Annotated in this window: 17 protein-coding genes; 14 read left to right on the plus strand and 3 right to left on the minus strand. The window is 63.0% G+C overall.

Annotated features, from left to right (window positions below):
- Window positions 1-54: 54 nt before the first annotated feature.
- A complete protein-coding gene (locus ACFQND_RS09050) occupies window positions 55-1,542 on the plus strand; it encodes an FAD-linked oxidase C-terminal domain-containing protein (protein ID WP_371439041.1) in 1,488 nt (495 codons plus the stop codon).
- Between the two features lie 499 nt (window positions 1,543-2,041).
- On the opposite strand, the gene ACFQND_RS09055 is transcribed toward ACFQND_RS09050, so the two are convergent.
- A complete protein-coding gene (locus tag ACFQND_RS09055) occupies window positions 2,042-2,578 on the minus strand; it encodes a bactofilin family protein (protein ID WP_371439042.1) in 537 nt (178 codons plus the stop codon).
- A gap of 171 nt (window positions 2,579-2,749) precedes the next feature.
- On the opposite strand from ACFQND_RS09055, the gene ACFQND_RS09060 reads away from it, so the two are divergent.
- Both ACFQND_RS09060 and ACFQND_RS09065 read left to right on the plus strand, forming a co-directional pair.
- On the plus strand, window positions 2,750-3,052 hold the full coding sequence (locus ACFQND_RS09060) for a hypothetical protein (protein ID WP_371439043.1): 303 nt from the start codon (window positions 2,750-2,752) through the stop codon (window positions 3,050-3,052).
- Between the two features lie 213 nt (window positions 3,053-3,265).
- Window positions 3,266-3,610, plus strand: coding sequence for a hypothetical protein (locus ACFQND_RS09065; protein ID WP_371439044.1), 345 nt, complete (start codon window positions 3,266-3,268; stop codon window positions 3,608-3,610).
- A 52-nt stretch (window positions 3,611-3,662) separates the two neighbouring features.
- Here ACFQND_RS09065 and ACFQND_RS09070 read toward each other — a convergent pair whose 3' ends face one another.
- Window positions 3,663-4,556 (minus strand): LysR family transcriptional regulator, encoded by an 894-nt coding sequence (locus ACFQND_RS09070; RefSeq protein WP_371439045.1) that lies wholly within the window; start codon window positions 4,554-4,556, stop codon window positions 3,663-3,665.
- Between the two features lie 153 nt (window positions 4,557-4,709).
- On the opposite strand from ACFQND_RS09070, the gene ACFQND_RS09075 reads away from it, so the two are divergent.
- The 11 genes from ACFQND_RS09075 (at window position 4,710) to fusA (ending at window position 17,780) form a co-directional block, all read left to right on the plus strand.
- Window positions 4,710-5,621: a hypothetical protein gene (locus ACFQND_RS09075; RefSeq protein WP_371439046.1), complete on the plus strand. Its 912-nt coding sequence runs from the start codon at window positions 4,710-4,712 to the stop codon at window positions 5,619-5,621.
- Between the two features lie 57 nt (window positions 5,622-5,678).
- Window positions 5,679-6,662 carry a Bug family tripartite tricarboxylate transporter substrate binding protein gene (locus ACFQND_RS09080; protein WP_377413177.1) on the plus strand — a complete coding sequence of 328 codons (984 nt, stop codon included), beginning with the start codon at window positions 5,679-5,681 and terminating at the stop codon, window positions 6,660-6,662.
- A gap of 124 nt (window positions 6,663-6,786) precedes the next feature.
- A complete protein-coding gene (locus ACFQND_RS09085; protein WP_371439048.1) occupies window positions 6,787-7,914 on the plus strand; it encodes an ABC transporter substrate-binding protein in 1,128 nt (375 codons plus the stop codon).
- A gap of 30 nt (window positions 7,915-7,944) precedes the next feature.
- Complete coding sequence (locus ACFQND_RS09090) at window positions 7,945-8,856, plus strand: branched-chain amino acid ABC transporter permease (protein ID WP_371439049.1); 912 nt, start codon at window positions 7,945-7,947, stop codon at window positions 8,854-8,856.
- A complete protein-coding gene (locus tag ACFQND_RS09095) occupies window positions 8,853-10,646 on the plus strand; it encodes a branched-chain amino acid ABC transporter ATP-binding protein/permease (protein WP_371439050.1) in 1,794 nt (597 codons plus the stop codon). Before ACFQND_RS09090 ends, ACFQND_RS09095 begins: the two co-directional genes overlap by 4 nt.
- Entirely contained in the window at window positions 10,643-11,374 is a 732-nt protein-coding gene (locus ACFQND_RS09100; protein WP_371439051.1) for an ABC transporter ATP-binding protein, read from the plus strand. The genes ACFQND_RS09095 and ACFQND_RS09100 overlap by 4 nt, the downstream gene beginning before the upstream one ends.
- A gap of 30 nt (window positions 11,375-11,404) precedes the next feature.
- Window positions 11,405-12,877: an aldehyde dehydrogenase family protein gene (locus ACFQND_RS09105; protein ID WP_371439052.1), complete on the plus strand. Its 1,473-nt coding sequence runs from the start codon at window positions 11,405-11,407 to the stop codon at window positions 12,875-12,877.
- A gap of 55 nt (window positions 12,878-12,932) precedes the next feature.
- Window positions 12,933-14,108, plus strand: a complete 1,176-nt coding sequence (locus ACFQND_RS09110; protein ID WP_371439053.1) for an iron-containing alcohol dehydrogenase family protein — start codon at window positions 12,933-12,935, stop codon at window positions 14,106-14,108.
- 47 nt (window positions 14,109-14,155) lie between these two features.
- The gene (locus ACFQND_RS09115) at window positions 14,156-14,545 is read left to right on the plus strand and encodes a RidA family protein (RefSeq protein ID WP_371439054.1); all 390 of its coding nucleotides are present in this window, start codon (window positions 14,156-14,158) and stop codon (window positions 14,543-14,545) included.
- A 4-nt stretch (window positions 14,546-14,549) separates the two neighbouring features.
- Window positions 14,550-15,455: an alpha/beta hydrolase gene (locus ACFQND_RS09120; protein ID WP_371439055.1), complete on the plus strand. Its 906-nt coding sequence runs from the start codon at window positions 14,550-14,552 to the stop codon at window positions 15,453-15,455.
- A gap of 219 nt (window positions 15,456-15,674) precedes the next feature.
- The gene (gene fusA, locus ACFQND_RS09125) at window positions 15,675-17,780 is read left to right on the plus strand and encodes an elongation factor G (protein ID WP_371439056.1); all 2,106 of its coding nucleotides are present in this window, start codon (window positions 15,675-15,677) and stop codon (window positions 17,778-17,780) included.
- Here fusA and ACFQND_RS09130 read toward each other — a convergent pair.
- A complete protein-coding gene (locus ACFQND_RS09130) occupies window positions 17,777-20,893 on the minus strand; it encodes an L-glutamate gamma-semialdehyde dehydrogenase (protein ID WP_371439057.1) in 3,117 nt (1,038 codons plus the stop codon). The genes fusA and ACFQND_RS09130 overlap by 4 nt on opposite strands.
- Between the last annotated feature and the right edge of the window lie 7 nt (window positions 20,894-20,900).

The following is a 20,900-nucleotide window of genomic DNA, read 5'->3' on the forward strand; positions in this document are numbered from 1 at the left end:
CAACCCGAAAGCCCCCGCTTGCCCTAAAGTCTGGGGTCAAACAGGAACCGGACCATGAATGCCCCCCCCTCAAGCACCGAAAGAGCACAACGGAAAGCGCAGGTGGTGCAGGCGCTTAGAGCCGTATTGCCGGCACATGCCCTGTTATGGAACAGCGAGGACACCACTCCCTACGAATGCGATGGACTGACCGCCTACCGCCAGCGGCCGCTGGTCGTGGCCTTGCCCGAAACCTGTGCCCAGGTGCAGGCCGTCCTCAAAACCTGTCATGCGATGGACGTGCCGGTTGTGGCACGCGGCGCGGGCACAGGCCTCTCCGGCGGCGCGATGCCGCACAAGCTGGGCGTCACGCTGTCGCTGGCCAAATTCAACAAAATCCTCAAACTCGACCCGGTCAGCCGCAGCGCTGTCGTGCAGGGCGGCGTGCGCAACCTGGCAATCTCAGAAGCGGCCGCCCCCCACGGCCTGTATTACGCACCCGACCCATCCAGCCAGATTGCCTGCACCATAGGCGGCAACGTGGCGGAAAACTCGGGCGGCGTGCATTGCCTGAAATACGGCCTGACGGTGCACAACGTGCTCAAGGTCAAGGGTTTCACCATCGAAGGTGAAGAAGTCGAGTTTGGCAGCGACGCGCTCGATGCGCCGGGGTATGACCTGCTGAGCATCGTCATCGGCAGCGAGGGCATGCTGGCAGTGACGACAGAGGTGACAGTGAAGCTGATACCCAAACCGCAACTGGCGCGCTGCATCATGGCCAGCTTCGATGATTTGCGCAAGGCCGGCGATGCCGTTGCAGCCGTCATTGCCGCGGGCATTATTCCGGCAGGGCTGGAGATGATGGACAAGCCCATGACGGCAGCAGTTGAGGATTTTGTGCATGCGGGTTATGACCTCGACGCAGCGGCGATCCTGCTGTGCGAAAGCGACGGCACGCCAGAAGAAGTCGAGGAAGAAATCAGCCGCATGAGCGATGTCCTGACGCGTTGCGGCGCAACCGCGATAGCAGTCAGCCAGAATGAAGCCGAGCGCCTGCGCTTCTGGAGCGGCCGTAAAAACGCCTTCCCGGCATCGGGCCGCATCAGCCCCGACTACATGTGCATGGACTCGACCATTCCACGCAAACGCCTGGCCGACATTTTGCTGGCGATTGCCGGGATGGAAAAAAAATACCAGTTGCGCTGCGCCAATGTTTTCCATGCGGGCGACGGCAACCTGCACCCGCTGATCCTGTTCGACGCCAACGATGCAGACCAGTTGCGCCGATGTGAACTGTTTGGCGCCGACATCCTTGAAACCAGTGTCGCCATGGGCGGCACGGTGACCGGGGAACACGGTGTTGGCGTGGAAAAACTCAACTCCATGTGCGTGCAGTTCTCGGCCGAAGAAAACGAGCAGATGTTTGGTGTCAAGCGCGCGTTTGATGCAAAGGGTTTGCTCAATCCGGGCAAGGTGATTCCCACCTTGAACCGTTGCGCCGAGTACGGAAAAATGCTGGTGCGCGGCGGGAAGATAGCACACCCCGATTTACCTCGTTTCTAGAGAAGAGCCTGCCGGACCAGCGAGTTTTTCGCAAACAGGCCGGCCGTGCCGACGCACCATTCGTTACGCTTTACAGCTGTTTTCGGTGCGGCCATGACCCCTGCTTCGCTGGTGCGCCCGCAGCGTTTCGCCTGCAACGCTCACGCTGCCGCCTTCGTTCGCTGGTTTAACGACGACTGGTTTGGGTTCGCACTGGTGGCGCGGCGGCTGACAAGTCAGACCACGCGTCACCTGCATCCATAGTGCACAGGGCAGCTTGGTCCGGGAAAAATGGGATATGCACGCCCTGAACGGTCAGCATGAACATGGCCGAAGGAGCCGGGGCCAGGGAAATATTTTCTGCAGGCACAGCAGCGTCAGAAGCCCTCTGTCCGCTGGCGATACAAAACGAGGAGCAGACGACTTGCGCCCTGCAGGTCCAACTTCGTGCCAATGCCCGGGCCGGACTCACAGGGTCACACTGGCGTCCTTGCAACGCCACCGGTTGTCAGCAGTCTGCTTAGCCCACTTTGGCGAGGGCCGGCGCCTTGGGTACTGCGCCGAACAGTATCTCGCCGGCCAGCTGGCCACCTTCCTCAATCACCAGCTTGCCATAACGAATGGTGCCTGTGACCTTGCCGGTCGAGTAGATCACCAGCTTCTGGCGCACCGTGAGGTTGCCATTGAACTCGCCCCGGATTTCGGCCACGTCGATTTCAGCGGAGCCCTTGAAAGCGCCCTGCTCAGAGATCTGGATCACACGTGAGTCCATCGTGGCCTCGACCAGGCCTTCGACTACCAGCGTGTCGCAGTCGGTGATTTCAACACCCTTGAGTTTGATATTCGGACCTACGGTCAGCTTGCTGCCGCCCTCCGTGACACTGCTGGCGGCTGCGGCTGTCGGCACCGCTTCAACCACGGGTTTGGCATTGGCTTGCGGGCTGGCAGCCTGCTGTGCTCCATACCCACCGGACAGGCCAGTGGACGCGCCTTGGCGCAGATGGCCTGATGTGGTGGGGGTATCGATATCGCGCTTGCCAAAAAACGGTGTTGCCATGTGACGCTTCCTTGAAAAAGAACGCATCGTACGTCTGCAAAAAATTTAAAGCGCCCGCCTAATGCAAGAGAGGTAACGAAATTAATTCTTACATGCAGCCTTATCCAGCAACGCCTGCGCAAACACACATGCCCACGCGCGTGCCTCGGCATGGCGATATAGTCACCCGCCATGTCCTACACATTAAAGATCTTCACCGCAGAAGAAGTGACCGAAACAGCACGTGAACAGGCCGCACAGCGCTTTCGTACAGCCCTCGAAACATCGCTGGGTGACGCGAGCCTGGTGGTGCCGGTGTACCAGGCCTACCTCAAGCTGCTGCAAGCCCATGGCGACCACCCTCGTCCCTGGCCGATCTCGCCTGCGGAGCAGTTGCTGGCAGACCAGTGGGAAGAAGCCGAAATGGCAGCCACACAGGCGGCTTTTGGTGCGGAGCGCTACATGGGGGACGCACACTTCGAGTTGGGCGTTTGACAACTGGCCCGCACTGCTGCCGCTCCGCCACTTGGTGCAGGACACTAAAGCGACAACTGCAGCCCCGGATACCGGTCAAATGTTGGGCTTTGTATCGATAATTACACAGGGTAATAAACGGGGCCGATAGTGATTGTGGTGTTGTGTGTCATTTTTCTGCTTGCACTGGGAGTACTTGGCCTCTGGCTGTACCGGCGCAACAAAACCAGAGCCTTGCCCGTCCCGGTTTCCGTACCTGCGGTGGATCCGCAAGCCTATCAGGTCAGTTATGCACCACCACAGTTCGAGTGGAGCGGCAACAGCACCGGCACGTTGCCGCTCAAAACGCTGACCTACAAACAGTATGAATGCCTGGAGGATGCACGCTACGGGTTCAGGATTGTCGGGTTGCCGCCCTCCGAACGCGGGCAGCCGCAAGCCCACAAGACCCGCGCCCACGGCCTGAGAACCGTGGAATCCCTGTCAGGGCATGGTTTCCTGAGCGGGAATGCCCGGGACGGCTATGCCATCACCGACCTCGGGCTCAACGCACTGGAAGTTTGTAGCGTCAGGTATTGATTGAGTGCGGGACAAACGCCTCGCGGATACCGGGGCCTTCGCCGGTGCCGTCTCACTGACGGCTGAACCGGTGCGCTACGGACACAAAGGCATCCAGCGCCGGATTCGTATTCGAAGGGCTGAAGGCCAGCACCAGCGAGTACTTGACAGCCGCGTTGCGCCGCCGGACCTGGAGATAAGCCACGTGGTCGGCCTTGACTGCCTGCATCGCCTCGGGCACAAGCGCAATGCCCAGGCCGCTGCTCACCAGGGCGAGAATCGTCTGCATTTCCGAGGCGACCTGCACGAAGTTGGGAACAAAACCGCAGTCCTGGCACGCGGCCATCACCACACTCTCAAAACCTGGCCCCTCCCTGGACGGAAAACCGATAAACGACTCCGAAGCCAGGTCCCGCAACTGGACACGCGTCTGGCTGGCCAGGGGGTGGGAATCGGGTACCGCCAGGATGAGCTCCTGTTCGCAGAAACGGTCGACCCGGAAATCCTCGGCATCGTGCAGGGGCGGCACCACGATTCCGACATCCATGGCACCGCTTATCAGCGCGGCCTTCTGCTGTGACGACGTGTCGCTCGCCAGTACCAGCTTGACGTCCGGGTAATCCTCCCGAAAGGCACGCAGCAGCCTGGGCACCACACCAAGCGCGGCACTCGGCACAAATGAAAGCCGCAGCGTGCCGAGCTTGCCGACAGCCGCCCGTTGCGCAATCTCGATCGACAGCTGGGCATGCGCCAGTGTGCGCCGCGCTTCACGCAGGAAAGCCTCTCCCGCCACAGTCAGGCGCACGTGATGCCGGGTACGGTCCAGCAGCATCACGCCCACATCGGCTTCAAGCCTTTGCACGGCAACGCTCAGGGGCGGCTGGGAGACATGCAGCCGTTCGGCGGCGCGCCGGAAACTGCGCTCTTCCGCGACTGCAACGAATTGCCGGAGTTGACGAAGGTCCATGCGTAGATTCTAGCGCTGGTGATTCATAAAAACTATCACCAGCTCATACAAACGGTATTAGACGGAATTTCCAGGCTATCCCAGAATGCGACAAACGTCATCAAAACGTCACCGGATTTCATCGTCAATGCCCACCTGATTGAAAGCGTCGTCATGCAAGCCTCACTGCTGGAAGAACTCAACCCGGTTCCCAACCCCTACCCCATCAAATCCGAGGTCGAGTACCCGGAAGTCTGGCGACTCTGCGAGCAGGCGCGTGAGCTGGCATGGAATCCCGCCCTGATTGATTTCTCGGATCTCCGCGAGGCCGAACTCTCCACCGAAATCCGGGAAGCCGGCGCCGAATGGTGGAGCCTGCGCGCCTGGATGGAGCACGGCGCCATCCCCTACGGCACAGAGCGCCTGCGGGAAGCGATTTTTGACCACCAGCCATTTGAGATCAAGCAGCACATCGTCAACTTCATTGCCGAAGAACTGCGCCATCACGAGGCTTCCTTCCTCGTCGCCCGCGGGCTGGCGGCTTACCAGGACGAGCCGCGCGCAGATTATTTCAAGTCGGTCATACCGCGCTTTCACGACGAGAGGGACGAGAAGGCCATGTCGTTTTACGCAGGGCTTGCCGTCAACACCCTGTTTGAGCAACTGTCGGGGGAACTGCTCAAGGCACGCTATGAGAATGCCCGTTTCGAGTCGGTCCGCAGTGCCTGCCAGCTGATCCTGCGGGATGAGGCGCGCCATATCCAGTTCGGCCGCATCATCATGCGCAGGTTTTTTGAAGACCTGACGGCGACGGACAGGGCCTTGATAGGGCAAAAGTTTGCCAAAAAACTTCGCGGAAGCCTGCTCAACGGCGTTTATGCCGTGGTCAACCTGCCTGAAGGCGAACGTGCGCGCGCAGGCCACAACCGCGCGCTGGCCGCCGAGCATGGGCTGGGCGCGACCCATCCCGATGAAGAGATTTTTATCATCCAGCGCGCGCTCCAGCAAATCCGCGAAGACATCGCGCCCTACAGCGTGGAAATTCCGGAGATACCCGAGGTGGATCGCGTCGCGCCTGCTCATTAGATACAGTCTTCCATGACGGCGACCCCGACTCACCCCCATGGACCCATGAATAAAAACATGAACTCATACCGGCGGCTGGCACTGGCATTTCACGCCCTGTTTTTTGCCTCCCTCTTTGCGGGTGCCCTGCACGCGCAAACCGGCTACCCGAGCCGGCCCGTGACCCTGGTGGTGCCCTATCCGCCAGGCGGTTCTGCCGACATCCTTGCACGCACCGTCGGGCAAAAACTCAGCGTTCTCTGGGGCCAGCCGGTCATCGTGGACAACCGGGCCGGCGCCGGTACCGCCATAGGCGCAAAAGCAGTCGCGTCGGCCCCGGCAGATGGTTATACCCTGCTGATGGGAACAGTCAGCTCGCACGCCATCAACCCGGCAATGAACAAGGTCGGTTACGACCCAGTGAAGGACTTCACTGCCGTAGCGCCCCTTGCCTCCGTCGCCTTTGTGCTGGTTGCCCACCCCTCCTTTGCTGCGGCCAGCCTGCAGGACCTGGTTGCCATGGCCCGGGCAAAACCGGGGGAAATCACGTACGCGTCCGCAGGTCCAGGAACATCCAACCATCTGGCCGGCGTGTTGCTTGAGGGAGCCTCGCGCATCAACCTGCTGCACGTGCCTTACAAGGGCAGCGCACCCGCACTCAGCGATGTGCTCGCGGGCCATGTCAAGCTGATGTTTGACCTGCAGGCCACGGCGCTTCCGTATGTCAATTCCGGCAGGCTGCGCGCACTCGCCATCACCAGCAAGACGCGCAGTTCAAACCTGCCCAACGTACCGACCATGGTCGAAGGCGGCGTGCCCGGCTACGAAGCCAGCGCGTGGTTCGGCATCTTCGCACCGGCAGCCTTGCCCCGGCCGGTTACGGAAAAAATCAACCAGTCATTGGCCAGCGTATTGAAGATGGCTGACGTGCAAAAGCAGTTGCGCGACCTGGGCGCGGAGCCCGAGTCCGGCACACCCGAGGCATTTTCCGAATATGTACGCAGCGAGTCCGTGAAATGGGCGGAGATTGTCAAGAGTGCCGGCGCCAGCACCAACAAATAGGCCTGCGCGGCCGGCATGCTTTCTGCATGGCAGGCATCCAGTCCCCCCGCCAATTGATGGCCGCCTTGCCGGTATCGCGTAGAACGGTTTTGTCAGCCCACGTCGTTTTTTAAAGGAGGTCATCATGAGCAACCCCGGTATATTTCGCCCCAGCCTTGTCGCATTGTCCGTTTCCCTGCTGGTGCTGCCGCTCGCGGCGCGGGCGCAGACAGCCGAGATCTATCTTCCCGTGCTGGTGCCGGTCACCGGCTTTCTCGCACTGGAAGGAACCAGCCAGAGAAACGGCGCACTGCTCGCTGTCAAGAATGCACCGGCGTCGGTCAAGGTGCGCGCCGAAGTAAGCGATACAGGCGCATCGCCCGAAGGCGCAACCACGGCACTCGAACGCTCACTGGGACGCGGCAAGGTGACCGCGGTGGCGGCTTCCATGCTGGGCCCCCAGATGCTGGCCATGCTGCCCATCGCACTGGAAAACAAGGTCCCGCTCGTGACCGTTTCGGGCACGGCCAGCATCACGGAGAAAAACAACCCCTATGTGTTCCGCTTCTTCCCGGGCGATGCGGTGGCCAAGGCGGCGCATGTCCGATACGTGCTGGAAGACCTCAAGAAAAAACGCGTTGCCCTTGTGTACCAGACCACGGCCTATGGCCAGAGCGGGCACGAACATATCGCGGCGCTGCTGAAAAAGGCGAACATCGCCCCCGTCATGGAAGAGGCCCTGGACGTGACGGTCAAGGACATGTCGGCCGTCATCGGCAAGGTGCAGGCGGCCAAACCTGACGTCATCATGCTGCACCTGCACGGAGGACCTTCCGCCCTGTTTCTCAAACAGGCGGCGGCAGCCAGGCTGAACCTGCCCATCGTCGCCGGTTCGGGGCTAGCCCAGCCCTCGACGGCAGCCCTGCTGGAGCCTGCCGAACTCCAGGGCGTCTGCGCGGAAACCAATGCAGCCCCCGTCGCCGGCGGCAGCAGCGAGATGGATAAATTCCTCACACAGTACCGCGCCGAGTTCAAGTCCGAGCCGGACGGCTTCGCCGTGGGCCAGTACGACGCCACGGCCATGCTCATAGATGCCGCAACCAAAGGCGCGAGGTCCGCCGAGGACATGCGCAAGGCCCTGGCCGAAAACAAATACAAGGGACTGGCGATGACCTACAAATCCGACGGCAAGGGCAACATGGCGCACTCGGCCATGATCATCTGCTACGACGGAGCAAGCCGCACGCCAAAAATCGTCAAGCGCTACGAATAACCGGCCGCTACCAGGACGCAAGGAGCCGACATGCTGCTTCAAATTCTTGCCAATGCACTCGCGCTGGGCGCTTCCTATGCGCTGCTTGCCCTGGGTTTTGTGCTGATCCTCAACGCAACGGGCGCCGTCAACTTTGCGCATGGCGACATGGTCATGGCCGGCGGCTACGTCGCCATTGCCCTGTTCGGCCTGCTGCACCTGCCCGGGGCACTGCTGCTGCCCATGGTGGTGGTGGTGATGGCCGCGCTGGGTTTTGTGGTCTCCTGGCTGGCCTACTTCCCTCTGAAGGACAGGCCGCCCGTCTCGGTTTTTATCTCCACCATCGCGCTGGGCATCATTTTCCAGAACTCGTCGAATGCGATCAACGGCGCCGAACCGCGCAAGGGTCCGCCCCTGCTGGGGGAGGGATCATTTGACCTGGGCGGGGTCACGATAGGCGAGCAGGCACTGGCCATCGTGCTTGTGGCGGCGGTACTCATCGCCCTGCAGCACCTGCTGCTCAACCACACAGGCATAGGCCGCAAACTGCGGGCCACAGCCCAGGACCGGCAAATGGCCGAGGCCATAGGCATACGCGTGAACCGGATGATCGCACTGACCTTTGCCATGGGTTCCGCGCTGGCAGGCGCGGCGGGCCTGATGCTGTCCAATACCTTTTTCATTGCGCCCACGGATGGCTCCAACTACGTCATCAAGGCCTACATCGCCGTCACGATAGGCGGCTGGGGCAGCCTGACGGGCGCCGTCTGCGGCGCGCTGATCATTGCGCTGTTCGAGGTCGTGCTGCCCTCGCTGCCGGTGCTGGTGCCCGCGCTCAAGTCCGTCGCGCCGTGGCTGTTCACACAGACCGCCTCGACCATACTGCTTTACATCTGCCTGCTGGCAATCATGTTTTTCCGCCCCCAGGGCCTGTTTGGTGAAAAGGTGCAGAAGCGGGTATGAGCAATTTCTTGCGATGGTGCGGCGCGGGCATCCGGCCGCTTTTGATCCTTGGCGTGCTGGGCCTTGTACTGTGGGCAACGACGATATCGTCGGCCTACCAGATGCGGCTCTTCACCATTGTCGGCATCTACGCACTGCTGGCGCTCGGCTACCAGTTCATCTTCGGGCACGCCGGCGCGCTGGCGCTCACGCAGGGCAGTTTTTTCGGCGTCGGCGCCTACGTTACCGGCATCCTGGGGTCGCGCTACGGGCTGGGCGGCGAATACACCCTGCTGCTGTCCGTCGCCCTGCCGCTGGCACTCGCTGCCATTGTGGCCGCACCCGTGCTACGGCTTGACTCACACTACTTTGCGCTGGCCACCCTGGGCATAGGCCAGGTACTGCTGCTGGTAGCCATCGCCTGGCAGGACCTGACGGGCGGCTCCAACGGGCTGTCCGGCATACCCGGCCTGTCTGTCCTGGGCTACGAGATCAAAAAGGGCCCGGGCATCATGATCGCCGTGTGGTGCTGCGTCGCAGCGGGTGCCCTGCTGTCATGGCGCATCACACGCGGGCTATACGGCGCGGCACTGCAGATCTCGCGCGAAAACCCGGTTGCGGCCCAGGCCATAGGCATCGATACAGCGCGCCTGCGCTACGCAACCTTTCTTTTGTCGGCCATGTTCGCGGGACTGGCAGGGGCGCTGTATGCCCACTCCATCCGCGTGGTATCGGTGGAAGCGCTGGAGTTCCCCATCATGGTGGCCTGCCTGACCATCACGGTGCTGGGCGGGCGCACGCATATTGCGGGCGCCATCCTCGGCGCGATCCTGATCGTCAACCTGCCCGAATGGTTTCGGGTCATGGAAAAATATTACCTGATCGCCTATGGCGTTGCACTGCTGGCGGCGATCATCGTGGCGCCTTACGGGCTGATAGGCCTGCTCGAGCAATGGCGCGCAAAGCTCTGGCCTGAGCGCCCGGCGGCCTTGCCTGAGCCCGCAGCCCTGCCAGACAAAAGCCCGGTCGTCGGCCAGGCAGGCACGCTGCTGGAAGTGCAGGATGTGCGCAAGCGCTTTGGCGGCCTCAAGGCGCTTGACGGGGTGTCATTCAAGGTTGCCTACGGGGAAATCCTGGGGCTCATAGGCCCGAACGGTTCCGGCAAGACGACCATGCTCAATGTCATCACCGGCATCTACCGCGCAGATACAGGCAGCGTGCTGTTGAACGGCGAAGCCATCCATGAAAAAGCGAGTTTCACGATTGCCGGCAGCGGCATCGCACGCACCTTCCAGAACATCAACCTGGTAGACGACATGGCGGTCCTCGACAACGTCGCCGTCGCCCGCTACGGCTTTGAGAAGGCCGGACTGTCGCAGGCACTGGGCGCCGACTGGCATGAGGCCGCATGGCAACGGGCACGCGCCAATGCGGTGTACCTGCTGGATGCGCTGGGCATTGCCCACACGGCCAGCGCACGCGCAGGCGGCCTGGCCTATGGCATCAAGCGCAAGGTGGAGATTGCGCGTGCGCTGGCGCTCGAGCCTTCGCTCCTGCTGCTGGACGAACCCGCCGCCGGTCTGAACGAGGACGAGCAAATCGACCTGGCCGACCGCCTGCGCACATTTTCCAGAAAGGGACTGTCCATTTTGGTGATAGAGCACAACATGCCCTTCCTGATGCCGCTGGCACAGCGCATCATTTGCCTGGACCACGGCGTTGTCATCGCAGAAGGCACGCCCGCTGAAATCCGGGCCAACCCGCTTGTGATCGAAGCCTACCTGGGCGCGCCCGAGGGGCCGCAGCCATGAACACAGCCCTGCTTGAAATAGAAGGACTGGCTGCCAGCTACGGCCAGATCGAAGCCTTGCGCGGGGTCAGCCTGCGCGTAGGTGCCGGCGAAGCCGTGGCGCTGGTGGGCGCCAACGGCGCAGGCAAATCGACGCTGATGAAATGCGTCATGGGCATGCTTGCCGGCGTTTCGGGCGTCGTGCGTTTCGACGGAAAGGACATCACCACCCGTTCCGTCGCCAGCCGGGCCGATATCGGCATCGGCTACTCGCCCGAGGGGCGGCGCGTGTTTTCGGGCCTGACGGTGCATGAAAACCTGCTTGTCGCCAGCCGGGACAAGGATGGCGGGCGGGCCCGCGCCGAAGAGGTTTACGCCTTTTTCCCGGCGCTGAAGGAGAAGTCACAGGCCATGGGATGGGCGCTGTCCGGGGGCCAGCAACAGATGCTGGCGATAGGCCGTGCGCTGATGCTGCGGCCCCGCCTGTTGTTGCTGGACGAACCGTCGCTGGGCCTGTCCCCATTGCTGATGACGGAAGTACTGAACCGGGTCAGGGACATCACGGCCTCGGGTACAGCGGTATTGCTGGCTGAACAGAATGTGCACAAGGCGCTGTCGGTATCGCATCGCGCCTATGTGATCCAGCTGGGCCGTGTGGTTCGCAGCAGCGCCTCCAGCGAATTACTGGCGGCCGGCGACCTGAGCAGTGCGTTTCTTGGCGGCTCCATGCCAACGGGCGCGAATCGTTAATCAACAGATCAACAGATCAACAGGAGTTTTATGTCAGCTTCGTACAGCCCCCAGGACTACGCCCGCCTGCTTTCAGAAATACCCGAGGGGTGCATTTATGTCGATGGCGCTTATGTCAGGACCACTGACCGGCACGAGGTGTTTGGCAAGGCCGACGGCCGGCTGATCACGCTGTGCGGCTACGCCTCACCGGACGACCTGAATGCCGCGGTGTCCGCTGCAAAGACAGCAGCTCCAGGTTGGGCCGCAAAGGCGCCCGCAGAGCGCAGCAAGGTACTGCAGGCCATAGCCCGGGCGCTGGAAAGCCGGTTTAAGGAATTCGTCGCACTGGAGTCGCATCACGGCGGGAAAACCATCGCTGACGCGGAAATCGACATCCGTGCGGCCATAGGCACCCTGCAGTGGTTTGCCGGCTGCGCCGAACGCCTGGATGGCCGCGTGGTGGCCAGCGGTTCGACGATACACCGCTATGTCCGGCGCGAGCCCCTGGGCGTGTGCTCGCTCATCCTGCCCTGGAACTTCCCCTTGCTGCTGATGCTCTGGAAACTCGCCCCCGCACTGGCCGCCGGCAATACCGTGGTGGTCAAACCGGCCAGTGAAACACCGCTGTCTACGCTGGCCTTCGCGGCCCTGGCCGTCGAGGCCGGCCTGCCGCGCGGCGTCTTTAATGTCGTGCCGGGCTCGGGGCGCGCCATCGGTATGCTGCTGGCCACGCACCCCGACGTTGCCAAGGTTTCCTTCACCGGCTCCACCGAAGTGGGCATCCAGGTGGCCGAGGCCGCGGCGCGCACCGTCAAGCGCGTCACCCTGGAGCTGGGCGGGAAGTCCCCCGCCGTCATCTGCGACGACGCCGACCTCGACCGCGCGGCCATTGGCACAGCGGCCGGCGTGTTTGGCCATGCCGGGCAAAAATGCGCGGCACGCACACGCTGCATCGTGATGGAGTCGGTAGCCGACGAACTGGTGGAAAAAATTGCAGCGCGCGCAAAGCTGCTGAAGGTGGGCGACCCGATGCAGGCCTCGACCACGCTGGGCCCGGTCATCAACAAGTCGGCGCAGAAAAACATCCTGGCTTACTGCGACAGTGCGCTGGCCGAGGGCGCCAGACTGGTCTGCGGCGGCAAGGCGCCGGAAAGCTTGCCCGGCCCTTTTGTCGAAGCGACGATCTTCGACCACGCACACAACAACATGAAGATCGCGCGCGAGGAAATCTTCGGCCCGGTGCTCACGGTGATCCGGGTCAAGGACATGGAAGAAGCCATTCGCGTGGCCAACGACTCCGACTACGGCCTGGCGGCCACGGTGTGGACCCGCTCACTCGCCCGCGGGCACCAGCTCGCAGCCCGGATAGAGGCCGGCACGGTGTCGGTCAACACACCCGCCGTGATCGGCATTGAAATGCCTTTTGGGGGCTACAAACAAAGCGGCTACGGCCGGGAACTGGGTGTGGAGGGCATGGACGCCTACCTGCAGCACAAGAGCATCGTGATGGATGTCACCTGAACGCACCGCGCCCTTTTCAAACATTGCCAGCCAACCCCCTTTCCGTGGAGGATTCATGCCAGCCGCCTACCAGCCTTTTACATTCACCCACTCCAACCGGCGCGTCATCTCCGCCTGGAATGGCCTCGACAAATTAGGCGACCTGGCGCGCGAAGCCGGCGCAAAAAGCCCGGCAGTTGTACTGGATGCGTTTTTTGAAAATGGTGAAGTCGCCGCCCGCGTGGTGGACCTGCTGCAAGCGGCTACGGGCACAAAGCCCGCTTTGCATTTTGTCCCCGCGCATGAGCCCGACACCGACACCATAGAAGCCTGTTACCGCGCGCTGGCGGCTGCCAGCCCCGACTTCGTGGTGGCACTGGGCGGCGGCTCCGCCATGGACACCGCCAAGGTCGCGCGCCTGCTGCTGTCCAACCCGGGTTCCGCTGAATCCGTCTCGGGCTTCGGCAAGCTTTTCAAACCCCATGCCAGCCTGCTTGTCGCCGTGCCGACGACGGCGGGCACGGGCAGCGAAGTGTCCGAATCCGCCGTTGCAGGCAAGGCCGGCTCGGACATCAAACTGATCTTCCGCTCGCAGGAAATGACACCGCATATCGCGCTGCTGGACGGCAGCCTGTCCATGACGGCACCGGCAAAAGTCACGGCAGCCTCCGGCTACGACGCCGTGACCCATGCAGTCGAGGCCTATGTGTCCAGGGCGGCCTCCGTCATGAGCGACCCCTTCGCGGAGTCGGCCATGCTATTGCTGGGCCAGTGGCTGCCCGTCGCCTACAGGGAGCCCACGCACCAGGACGCCCGCAGCTGGTGCCTGATCGCCTCCTGCCAGGCGGCCATCGCTTTCAACAGCGCCAACCTCGGCCTGGCCCACGCCATTGCAGCGCCCCTGGGCGCCCTGCACCATGTGCCGCACGGCCTCGGCAATGCCCTGGCCCTGCCGGCTGTGGCGGCCTACAACGAAGCCGCCATGGGCCCGAAAGCAGCCGTCGTTGCGCGGGCCTTCGGCGGAGCGACGGCCGCCGCAGGCCTGTCGAAACTGCGCCAGCTGCTAGGCCTGGACCTGAGCCTGGACGGCTTTGTAGGCACGGACGAAGAACGCGAACTCGTTGCGCAGGCGGCCATGAAAAGCGGGCAGGTTCGCATGAACCCGAGGCTGGCGACAATTGAAGACATGCGCGCCATCATCCAGGCCATGCGCACGCCCACGGGCGGCGGCGAGCCCGTCATTGCCCTTTAGTACTACTAGCGCTGCGCACTCCTCATCCACAGAACAGGGAAGCCTGCATGACAAGCCAAAAACTCAACCCTCCAGCCATTGCCGCCCCCGTTGGCGCCTACAGCCACGGCGTGCTGGCTCCCGCCACAGGCCAGTGGCTGCACGTGTCCGGGCAGATAGGCGTACGGCCGGACGGCAGCCTGGGCTCCGGTTTTGCGGAGCAGGCGCGCCTTGCATGGGAAAACCTCCTGGCCGTGCTGGCGGCTGCCCACATGGACGCAAGCCACCTGGTCAAGGTCACCACCTTCATGACCGAAGCCGGCGACCTCAAGGACCTGAACCCGGTCCGCTCCGCCTTCCTGGGGGAGGCACGCCCGGCCTCCACGCTGCTGATCGTCAAGGCACTGGCCAGGCCCGAGTGGCTGTTTGAAGTCGAAGCTGTCGCATACCGGGCCTGAACCCATGAACAAACCGCTGGCCGGCGCGCCCCCCTCCGTGCAGAAACTCATGGCAGAGATAGGGCCGGCATGGGCCTCGGATATCCGGGCCCACAGCCAGATGGTCAAGGACGCCTATGCGCCCCTGCTCGCCGCCGCGCCCAAAGACGGAGTGCAGGTCACGCGCGACATCCCCTACGGTCCGCATAGCCGGCAGGTCCTCGACATCTTCCGGCCAGCCGGTGTCGCACATGCGCCCGTGGTCATCTTTGTCCATGGCGGGGCCTTTGTGCGCGGGGACAAATGCGCCAGCACTGAGCTGTATGACAACGTGCTGTACTGGTTTGCGCGGCAGGGCTGCATTGGCATCAACGTGGAATACCGGCTGGCGCCCGGGTCGCCGTTTCCCGGCGGTGCTGACGACCTGGCACTCGCCATGGCGTGGCTGCATGCCCATGCTTCGGACCACGGCGGCGACAGCAACAGGCTCTTCCTGATCGGCCACTCGGCCGGTGGAACGCACGTGGCCAGTTATGCCTTCGACCCGTCCCTGGGCTACCTTGGCAAACATGCCGCAGCCGTGGTCCTGATATCGGCACGCCTGCGCGCCGACCAGTCACCCGAAAACCCGAACGCCGAAGGTGTACGCGCCTATTTCGGCAACGACCCGGCGCTTTATGAAAAACGTTCACCGGTGAACTTCGCCGCCTGCAGCGACATGCCGACCTTCATCGTGACCGCCGAGTTTGAAAACCCGCTGCTGGATATCTATGGCCTGGAGTTCGCGCACAGGCTGGCCCTGGCGCGCCGGCGCGCCCCGCGGCACCTGCGCCTGATGCAGCACAACCACATGTCCATCGTTGCGCATTTCAACAGTGGTGAAGACATCCTGGGCCGCGAGATACTGGACTTCTTCGATACCGGGCGTTGACAGGCACCCTCCGGCTCAAGCCGGCATTCCACACGTCCGCCCGCAGCCCATGGTTTTCCGGCATGGGATGAAAAACGCATGGCCAAACACCCCACCAGAGCGCGTCCAGGCAGGACGGCCAGCGGATAGGCAAGCAGAAAACGGCGCTTGGGTGCAAACTGGCAGGCCCGGCCACGCCAATAATTCCAAAATGCGCAGGCCGGCAAAAAGGAGTTCGCCATGCCCCGCCATACCCCCATAGAGCGTTACCGCAACATCGGCATCAGTGCGCACATTGACGCCGGCAAGACCACGACGACAGAGCGCATCCTGTTTTACACGGGGGTGAACTACAAGATCGGCGAAGTCCATGAAGGCACGGCCACGATGGACTGGATGGAGCAGGAACAGGAGCGCGGCATCACCATCACCTCGGCCGCCACCACCGCCTTCTGGAAAGGCATGGCCGGCAACTACCCCGAGCACCGCATCAACATCATAGACACGCCGGGCCACGTGGACTTCACCATCGAGGTGGAGCGCTCCATGCGCGTGCTTGACGGCGCCGTCATGGTCTACGACGCCGTCGGCGGCGTGCAGCCGCAGTCGGAAACCGTCTGGCGCCAGGCCAACAAATACAAGGTGCCGCGCCTGGCTTTCGTCAACAAGATGGACCGCGTGGGCGCCGATTTTTTCCGCGTGCAGCGCCAGATCAGCGAACGCCTGAAGGGCGTGGCCGTGCCGGTGCAGATCCCGGTGGGTGCCGAGGACCATTTCCAGGGCGTGGTGGACCTGGTCAAGATGAAGGCCATCATCTGGGACGACACCAGCCAGGGCCTGCATTTTGAATACGGCGACATCCCCGAGCAGTTGCTGGACACCGCCAATGAATGGCGCACAAAGATGGTGGAAGCGGCCGCCGAAGCCAATGACGAGCTGCTGAACAAATACCTGGCAGGCGAGCCGCTGAGCGAAGACGAGATCAAACAGGGCTTGCGCCAGCGCACCATCGCCAATGAGATCGTGCCCATGCTCTGCGGCAGTGCCTTCAAGAACAAGGGCGTGCAGGCCATGCTGGATGCGGTGATCGACTACATGCCCTCTCCAGCGGACGTGCCGGCCATCCTCGGCCACACCGAGGACGACGGCGAGGCCGAGCGCCATCCCAAAGACGACGAACCCTTCTCGGCGCTGGCCTTCAAGATCATGACCGACCCCTACGTCGGGCAACTGATTTTCTTTCGTGTGTACTCCGGCGTGATCAGCGCGGGCGACACGGTCTACAACCCGGTCAAGGGCAAGCGCGAGCGCCTGGGCCGCATCCTGCAGATGCACGCCAACGAACGCAACGAGGTCAAGGAGGTGCGCGCCGGCGACATCGCCGCTGCCGTCGGCCTGAAGGATGCGACCACCGGCGACACGCTGTGCGACCCGGCCCACGTCATCATCCTCGAGAAGATGGTGTTCCCCGAGCCGGTGATCTCACAGGCGGTGGAACCCAAGACCCAGGCCGACCAGGAAAAAATGGGCATAGCCCTGCACCGCCTGGCGCAGGAAGACCCCTCATTCCGCGTGCACACCGACGAAGAGTCGGGCCAGACCATCATCTCGGGCATGGGCGAGCTGCATCTTGAAATCCTGGTGGACCGCATGAAGCGCGAGTTCAGCGTGGAAGCCAACGTCGGCAAGCCGCAGGTGGCCTACCGCGAAACCATACGGCAGGCGGTGAACGATGTCGAAGGCAAGTTCATCAAGCAGTCGGGCGGACGCGGGCAGTACGGCCACGCCGTGCTCAACCTCGAGCCGCAGCCCTCGGGCAAGGGTTATGAGTTTGTCGACGCCATCAAGGGTGGCGTGATCCCGCGCGAATACATTCCCGCCGTCAACAAGGGCATACAGGAAACGCTGAAGGCCGGCGTGCTGGCGGGCTACCCCGTGGTGGATGTCAAGGCCACGCTGGTATTCGGCTCCTACCATGACGTGGACTCCAACGAAAACGCTTTCCGCATGGCCGGCTCGCTGGCTTTCAAGGAAGGCATGCGCCGCGCAAAACCGGTGCTGCTGGAGCCGGTGATGGCTGTGGAAGTGGAAACGCCCGAGGACTTCATGGGCAATGTGATGGGCGACCTTTCCTCGCGCCGCGGCATGGTGCAGGGCATGGAAGACATCGCCGGGGGCGGCGGCAAGCTGGTGCGCGCCGAGGTGCCGCTGTCGGAAATGTTCGGCTACGCCACCACCCTGCGCTCGCTGACCCAGGGGCGCGCCACCTACACCATGGAATTCCGGCGTTATGCCGAAACGCCGGCCGATGTTTCGGCGGCCATCATGCGCGGCAAGGGCAGCTAGCCGGCCAGCAGCGCAGCATTGCCGCCCGCCGCCGTGGTGTTGACCGTCACCGTCTGCTCGGCACAAAAGCGGTACAGGTAGTACGGGCCACCCGCCTTGGGGCCCGTGCCGCTCAGCCCCTCGCCGCCAAAGGGCTGCACGCCGACCACCGCACCAATCATGTTGCGGTTGATGTAGATGTTGCCCACATGCGCGCGCGCGGCCAGCGCCTGTGCGCGCGAGTCGATGCGGGTCTGCAGCCCCAGCGTCAGGCCGTAGCCAAGGCCATTGATCGCCGCAATCACGGATTCCGGCGCCCTGAATTCCCCGCTGCCCCAGCGCATGATTTGCAGCACCGGGCCAAAGATTTCGTCCTGCACCCCGGCCAGGTCGCTGATTTCAAACGCTGCCGGCCGGACCAGGTTGGGGACTTTGAATGCTACTGAATTGATAGCTGGTGGCGCAAGTGGTACGGCGGCCAGCAGCACTTTTGATTCAAAACCAAGGCGTTTGAGGTGTTTCTGGATGGTTTCAAACGCTTCGCGGTCTATCACCGGCCCCACATCGGTGGAGAGGTCGGCCGGATCGCCGCAGACCAGTTCATGCGCCGCGCCCTGGACCATTTCAATCACGCGGTCGGCAATGCTTTCATGCACGCACAGCAGGCGCAGGGCCGAGCAGCGCTGGCCCGCCGAGCGGAAAGCGCTCTGCAGCACCACGTCAACCACCTGCTCCGGCAGCGCGCTTGAATCGACCAGCATGGCATTGATGCCGCCGGTCTCGGCAATCAACGGGACTATGGGGCCGTCTTTGGCCGCCAGCGCACGCTGGATGGTTTTGGCCACCCGGGTTGAGCCCGTGAACACCACACCCGCCACACCCGGCGCGGCGACCAGCGCAGCGCCCACGGTTTCGCCCGGCCCGTGCAGCAGTTGCAGCGCGCCCTCGGGAATGCCCGCCGCGTGCAGCAGTTTGACGGCCTCCCAGGCCACGCCCGGCGTCTGTTCGGCCGGCTTGGCCAGCACGGCATTGCCGGTGGCGAGCGCGGCGGCTACCTGGCCCATGAAGATGGCCAGCGGGAAATTCCACGGACTGATGCAGACCCAGACACCGCGCGCCGTCAGGCGCAGCTCGTTGCTTTCGCCCGTGACGCCATGCGTCACTCCGTTGCTCTGGCCCGGCAAGGCCTGTGGCACCATGATGCGCTCGGCTTCGTTGGCGTAATAACGCAGGAAGTCCACCGCCTCGCGGACTTCAGACACGGCGTCATCCCAGGTCTTGAACGCCTCCTTGACCAGCAAGGTGCAGAACTTCGGCAACTGATGCTCCAGCGCATCCGCCGCCCTGCGCAACACAGCGGCGCGCCCGGCAACCGGCAACCTGCTCCATTTTTGATAGCTGGCTGCGCTTATCGCCAGGGCATTTGAATGCGATTCGACATCAAACAAAGGCACATACGGAACCTCCACGGACAAAAAAGCCGTGCGCAGCGGTGCGCGCATGCTTTCAACTGCCAGGTCCACGCCTCTGCTGTTTTTACGGCCCGGGCCATACAGTTCGGCCGGCAGGGAAATGGTGTTGTCGAGCGCCAGCCGCAGCGGCGATTCCAGCAGCGTATCCATGCCCACCGACTCGTCTGCCAGCTGATGCACAAACGAGGAATTGGCGCCGTTTTCAAGCAGGCGGCGCACCAGGTAGGCCAGCAGGTCGCGGTGTGAGCCTACCGGGGCGTAAACACGGCAGCTGATTTGCGGGTTCTTCAGCACCTCACGAAACACGCCTTCACCCATGCCATGCAAACGTTGCAATTCAAATTGAGGACCGGGCCGCAGCGCCGGGCCGCCCCTAGCAAGGCCAGCCCCCTCGGGGGGCAGCGCAGTACGCGAAGCGACAAGCGTGGGGGTAGTCATCTCGGCCATTTGCAAAATGGCGGCGATGGTGCCTGCGTTGTGCCCGGCAAACTGCGGGTAAATCGCATCGGGTGCATCAAACAGCGCTTTGGCGCAGGCCAGGTAGGACACGTCGGTGTGGTGTTTGTGGGTAAACACCGGGTAGTGCGGCAAACCCATCTCCTGCGCGCGCTTGATCTCGGTGTCCCAATAAGCGCCCTTGACCAGCCGGCACATCAGGCGCAGCCGGTATTTGCGGGCCAGGCCGATGATGTGCTGCACCAACTCCAGCGAACGGGTCTGGTAGGCTTGCAGGGCCAGGCCGAAGCCTTGCCACCCGGGTTGCTGCTGCGCGACCCGGGCGGCCAGCGCTTCAAATACATCCAGCGACAGCTCCAGCCGGCTCACCTCTTCGGCATCGATGGTCAGGCTGATGTTGGCAGCGGCCGCCAGCTCGCACAGCGCCCAGACACGCGGCACCAGCTCGGCCATCACGCGGTCACGCTGGGCGTCTTCATACCGCGGATGCAGTGCGCTCAGCTTGATGGAAATGCCATCATTCAGCTCTGTAGCGCAATCAATTTGCGCGCCGTCAGCTATTGATTTAATAGCATTCCGGTAGCTCTCCAGGTATTTCCGTGCATCGGCGTCGGTGCGTGCGCCTTCGCCCAGCATGTCGTAGCTGTAGCGCAGGCCCTTGATTTTCTGGCGTGCGCTGTCGGCCTCATCCATCGCTTCGCCAATGGTCTGGCCCAGCACAAACTGCCGGCCCAGCAGTTGCACGGCGCGCAAGGCGGCAGCCACCACGGTGCGTGCGCCCAGCTTGCCCAGAAGACCCGCCGATTCACCATCTGCCGCAGGCAAAAACTTTTTGGACAAGGCCATCGCGCTGGACGACAGCCGTGCCATGGTCTTGTCGCCGGCGCCGTCAAAGTCGGCACGGCCCAGCTGGTCGGCTGTCAGCGCAATCGCGGTTTCAATATCCGGCACCCGCAGCAGCGCTTCGGCCAGGCGCATCAGCGCCAGCCCTTCGCTGCTGGCAATCGGGTATTCGCGGAGCAGGCTTTCCATGGCCCAGAAGGGCGGTGGATGATCGCGCACGGCCTGCACCCAGGGCTGGGCGATGCGCACCGCCGCAGCCCAGTCGAGCGTGCCGTCAAGCATGTTTAACAAACCGGACACCACGCCCGCCTCTGGCCGGTAGGGAGAAGGCAGACGCTGAGGGGCAGGTGAAAGATTGCGCATCAAAAAC

The sequence above is a fragment of the Polaromonas aquatica genome (assembly GCF_042659145.1).
Lineage (GTDB): Bacteria > Pseudomonadota > Gammaproteobacteria > Burkholderiales > Burkholderiaceae_C > Polaromonas > Polaromonas aquatica.

Coding starts and splice junctions, on each gene's coding strand:
- ACFQND_RS09115 (WP_371439054.1), top strand. CDS start 14,156: ATGACAAGCCAAAAACTCAACCCTCCAGCCATTGCCGCCCCCGTTGGC.
- ACFQND_RS09055 (WP_371439042.1), bottom strand. CDS start 2,578: ATGGCAACACCGTTTTTTGGCAAGCGCGATATCGATACCCCCACCACA.
- ACFQND_RS09090 (WP_371439049.1), top strand. CDS start 7,945: ATGCTGCTTCAAATTCTTGCCAATGCACTCGCGCTGGGCGCTTCCTAT.
- ACFQND_RS09085 (WP_371439048.1), top strand. CDS start 6,787: ATGAGCAACCCCGGTATATTTCGCCCCAGCCTTGTCGCATTGTCCGTT.
- ACFQND_RS09130 (WP_371439057.1), bottom strand. CDS start 20,893: ATGCGCAATCTTTCACCTGCCCCTCAGCGTCTGCCTTCTCCCTACCGG.
- ACFQND_RS09050 (WP_371439041.1), top strand. CDS start 55: ATGAATGCCCCCCCCTCAAGCACCGAAAGAGCACAACGGAAAGCGCAG.
- ACFQND_RS09105 (WP_371439052.1), top strand. CDS start 11,405: ATGTCAGCTTCGTACAGCCCCCAGGACTACGCCCGCCTGCTTTCAGAA.
- ACFQND_RS09110 (WP_371439053.1), top strand. CDS start 12,933: ATGCCAGCCGCCTACCAGCCTTTTACATTCACCCACTCCAACCGGCGC.
- ACFQND_RS09095 (WP_371439050.1), top strand. CDS start 8,853: ATGAGCAATTTCTTGCGATGGTGCGGCGCGGGCATCCGGCCGCTTTTG.
- ACFQND_RS09070 (WP_371439045.1), bottom strand. CDS start 4,556: ATGGACCTTCGTCAACTCCGGCAATTCGTTGCAGTCGCGGAAGAGCGC.
- ACFQND_RS09075 (WP_371439046.1), top strand. CDS start 4,710: ATGCAAGCCTCACTGCTGGAAGAACTCAACCCGGTTCCCAACCCCTAC.
- ACFQND_RS09120 (WP_371439055.1), top strand. CDS start 14,550: ATGAACAAACCGCTGGCCGGCGCGCCCCCCTCCGTGCAGAAACTCATG.
- ACFQND_RS09100 (WP_371439051.1), top strand. CDS start 10,643: ATGAACACAGCCCTGCTTGAAATAGAAGGACTGGCTGCCAGCTACGGC.
- ACFQND_RS09080 (WP_377413177.1), top strand. CDS start 5,679: ATGAACTCATACCGGCGGCTGGCACTGGCATTTCACGCCCTGTTTTTT.
- ACFQND_RS09060 (WP_371439043.1), top strand. CDS start 2,750: ATGTCCTACACATTAAAGATCTTCACCGCAGAAGAAGTGACCGAAACA.
- fusA (WP_371439056.1), top strand. CDS start 15,675: ATGCCCCGCCATACCCCCATAGAGCGTTACCGCAACATCGGCATCAGT.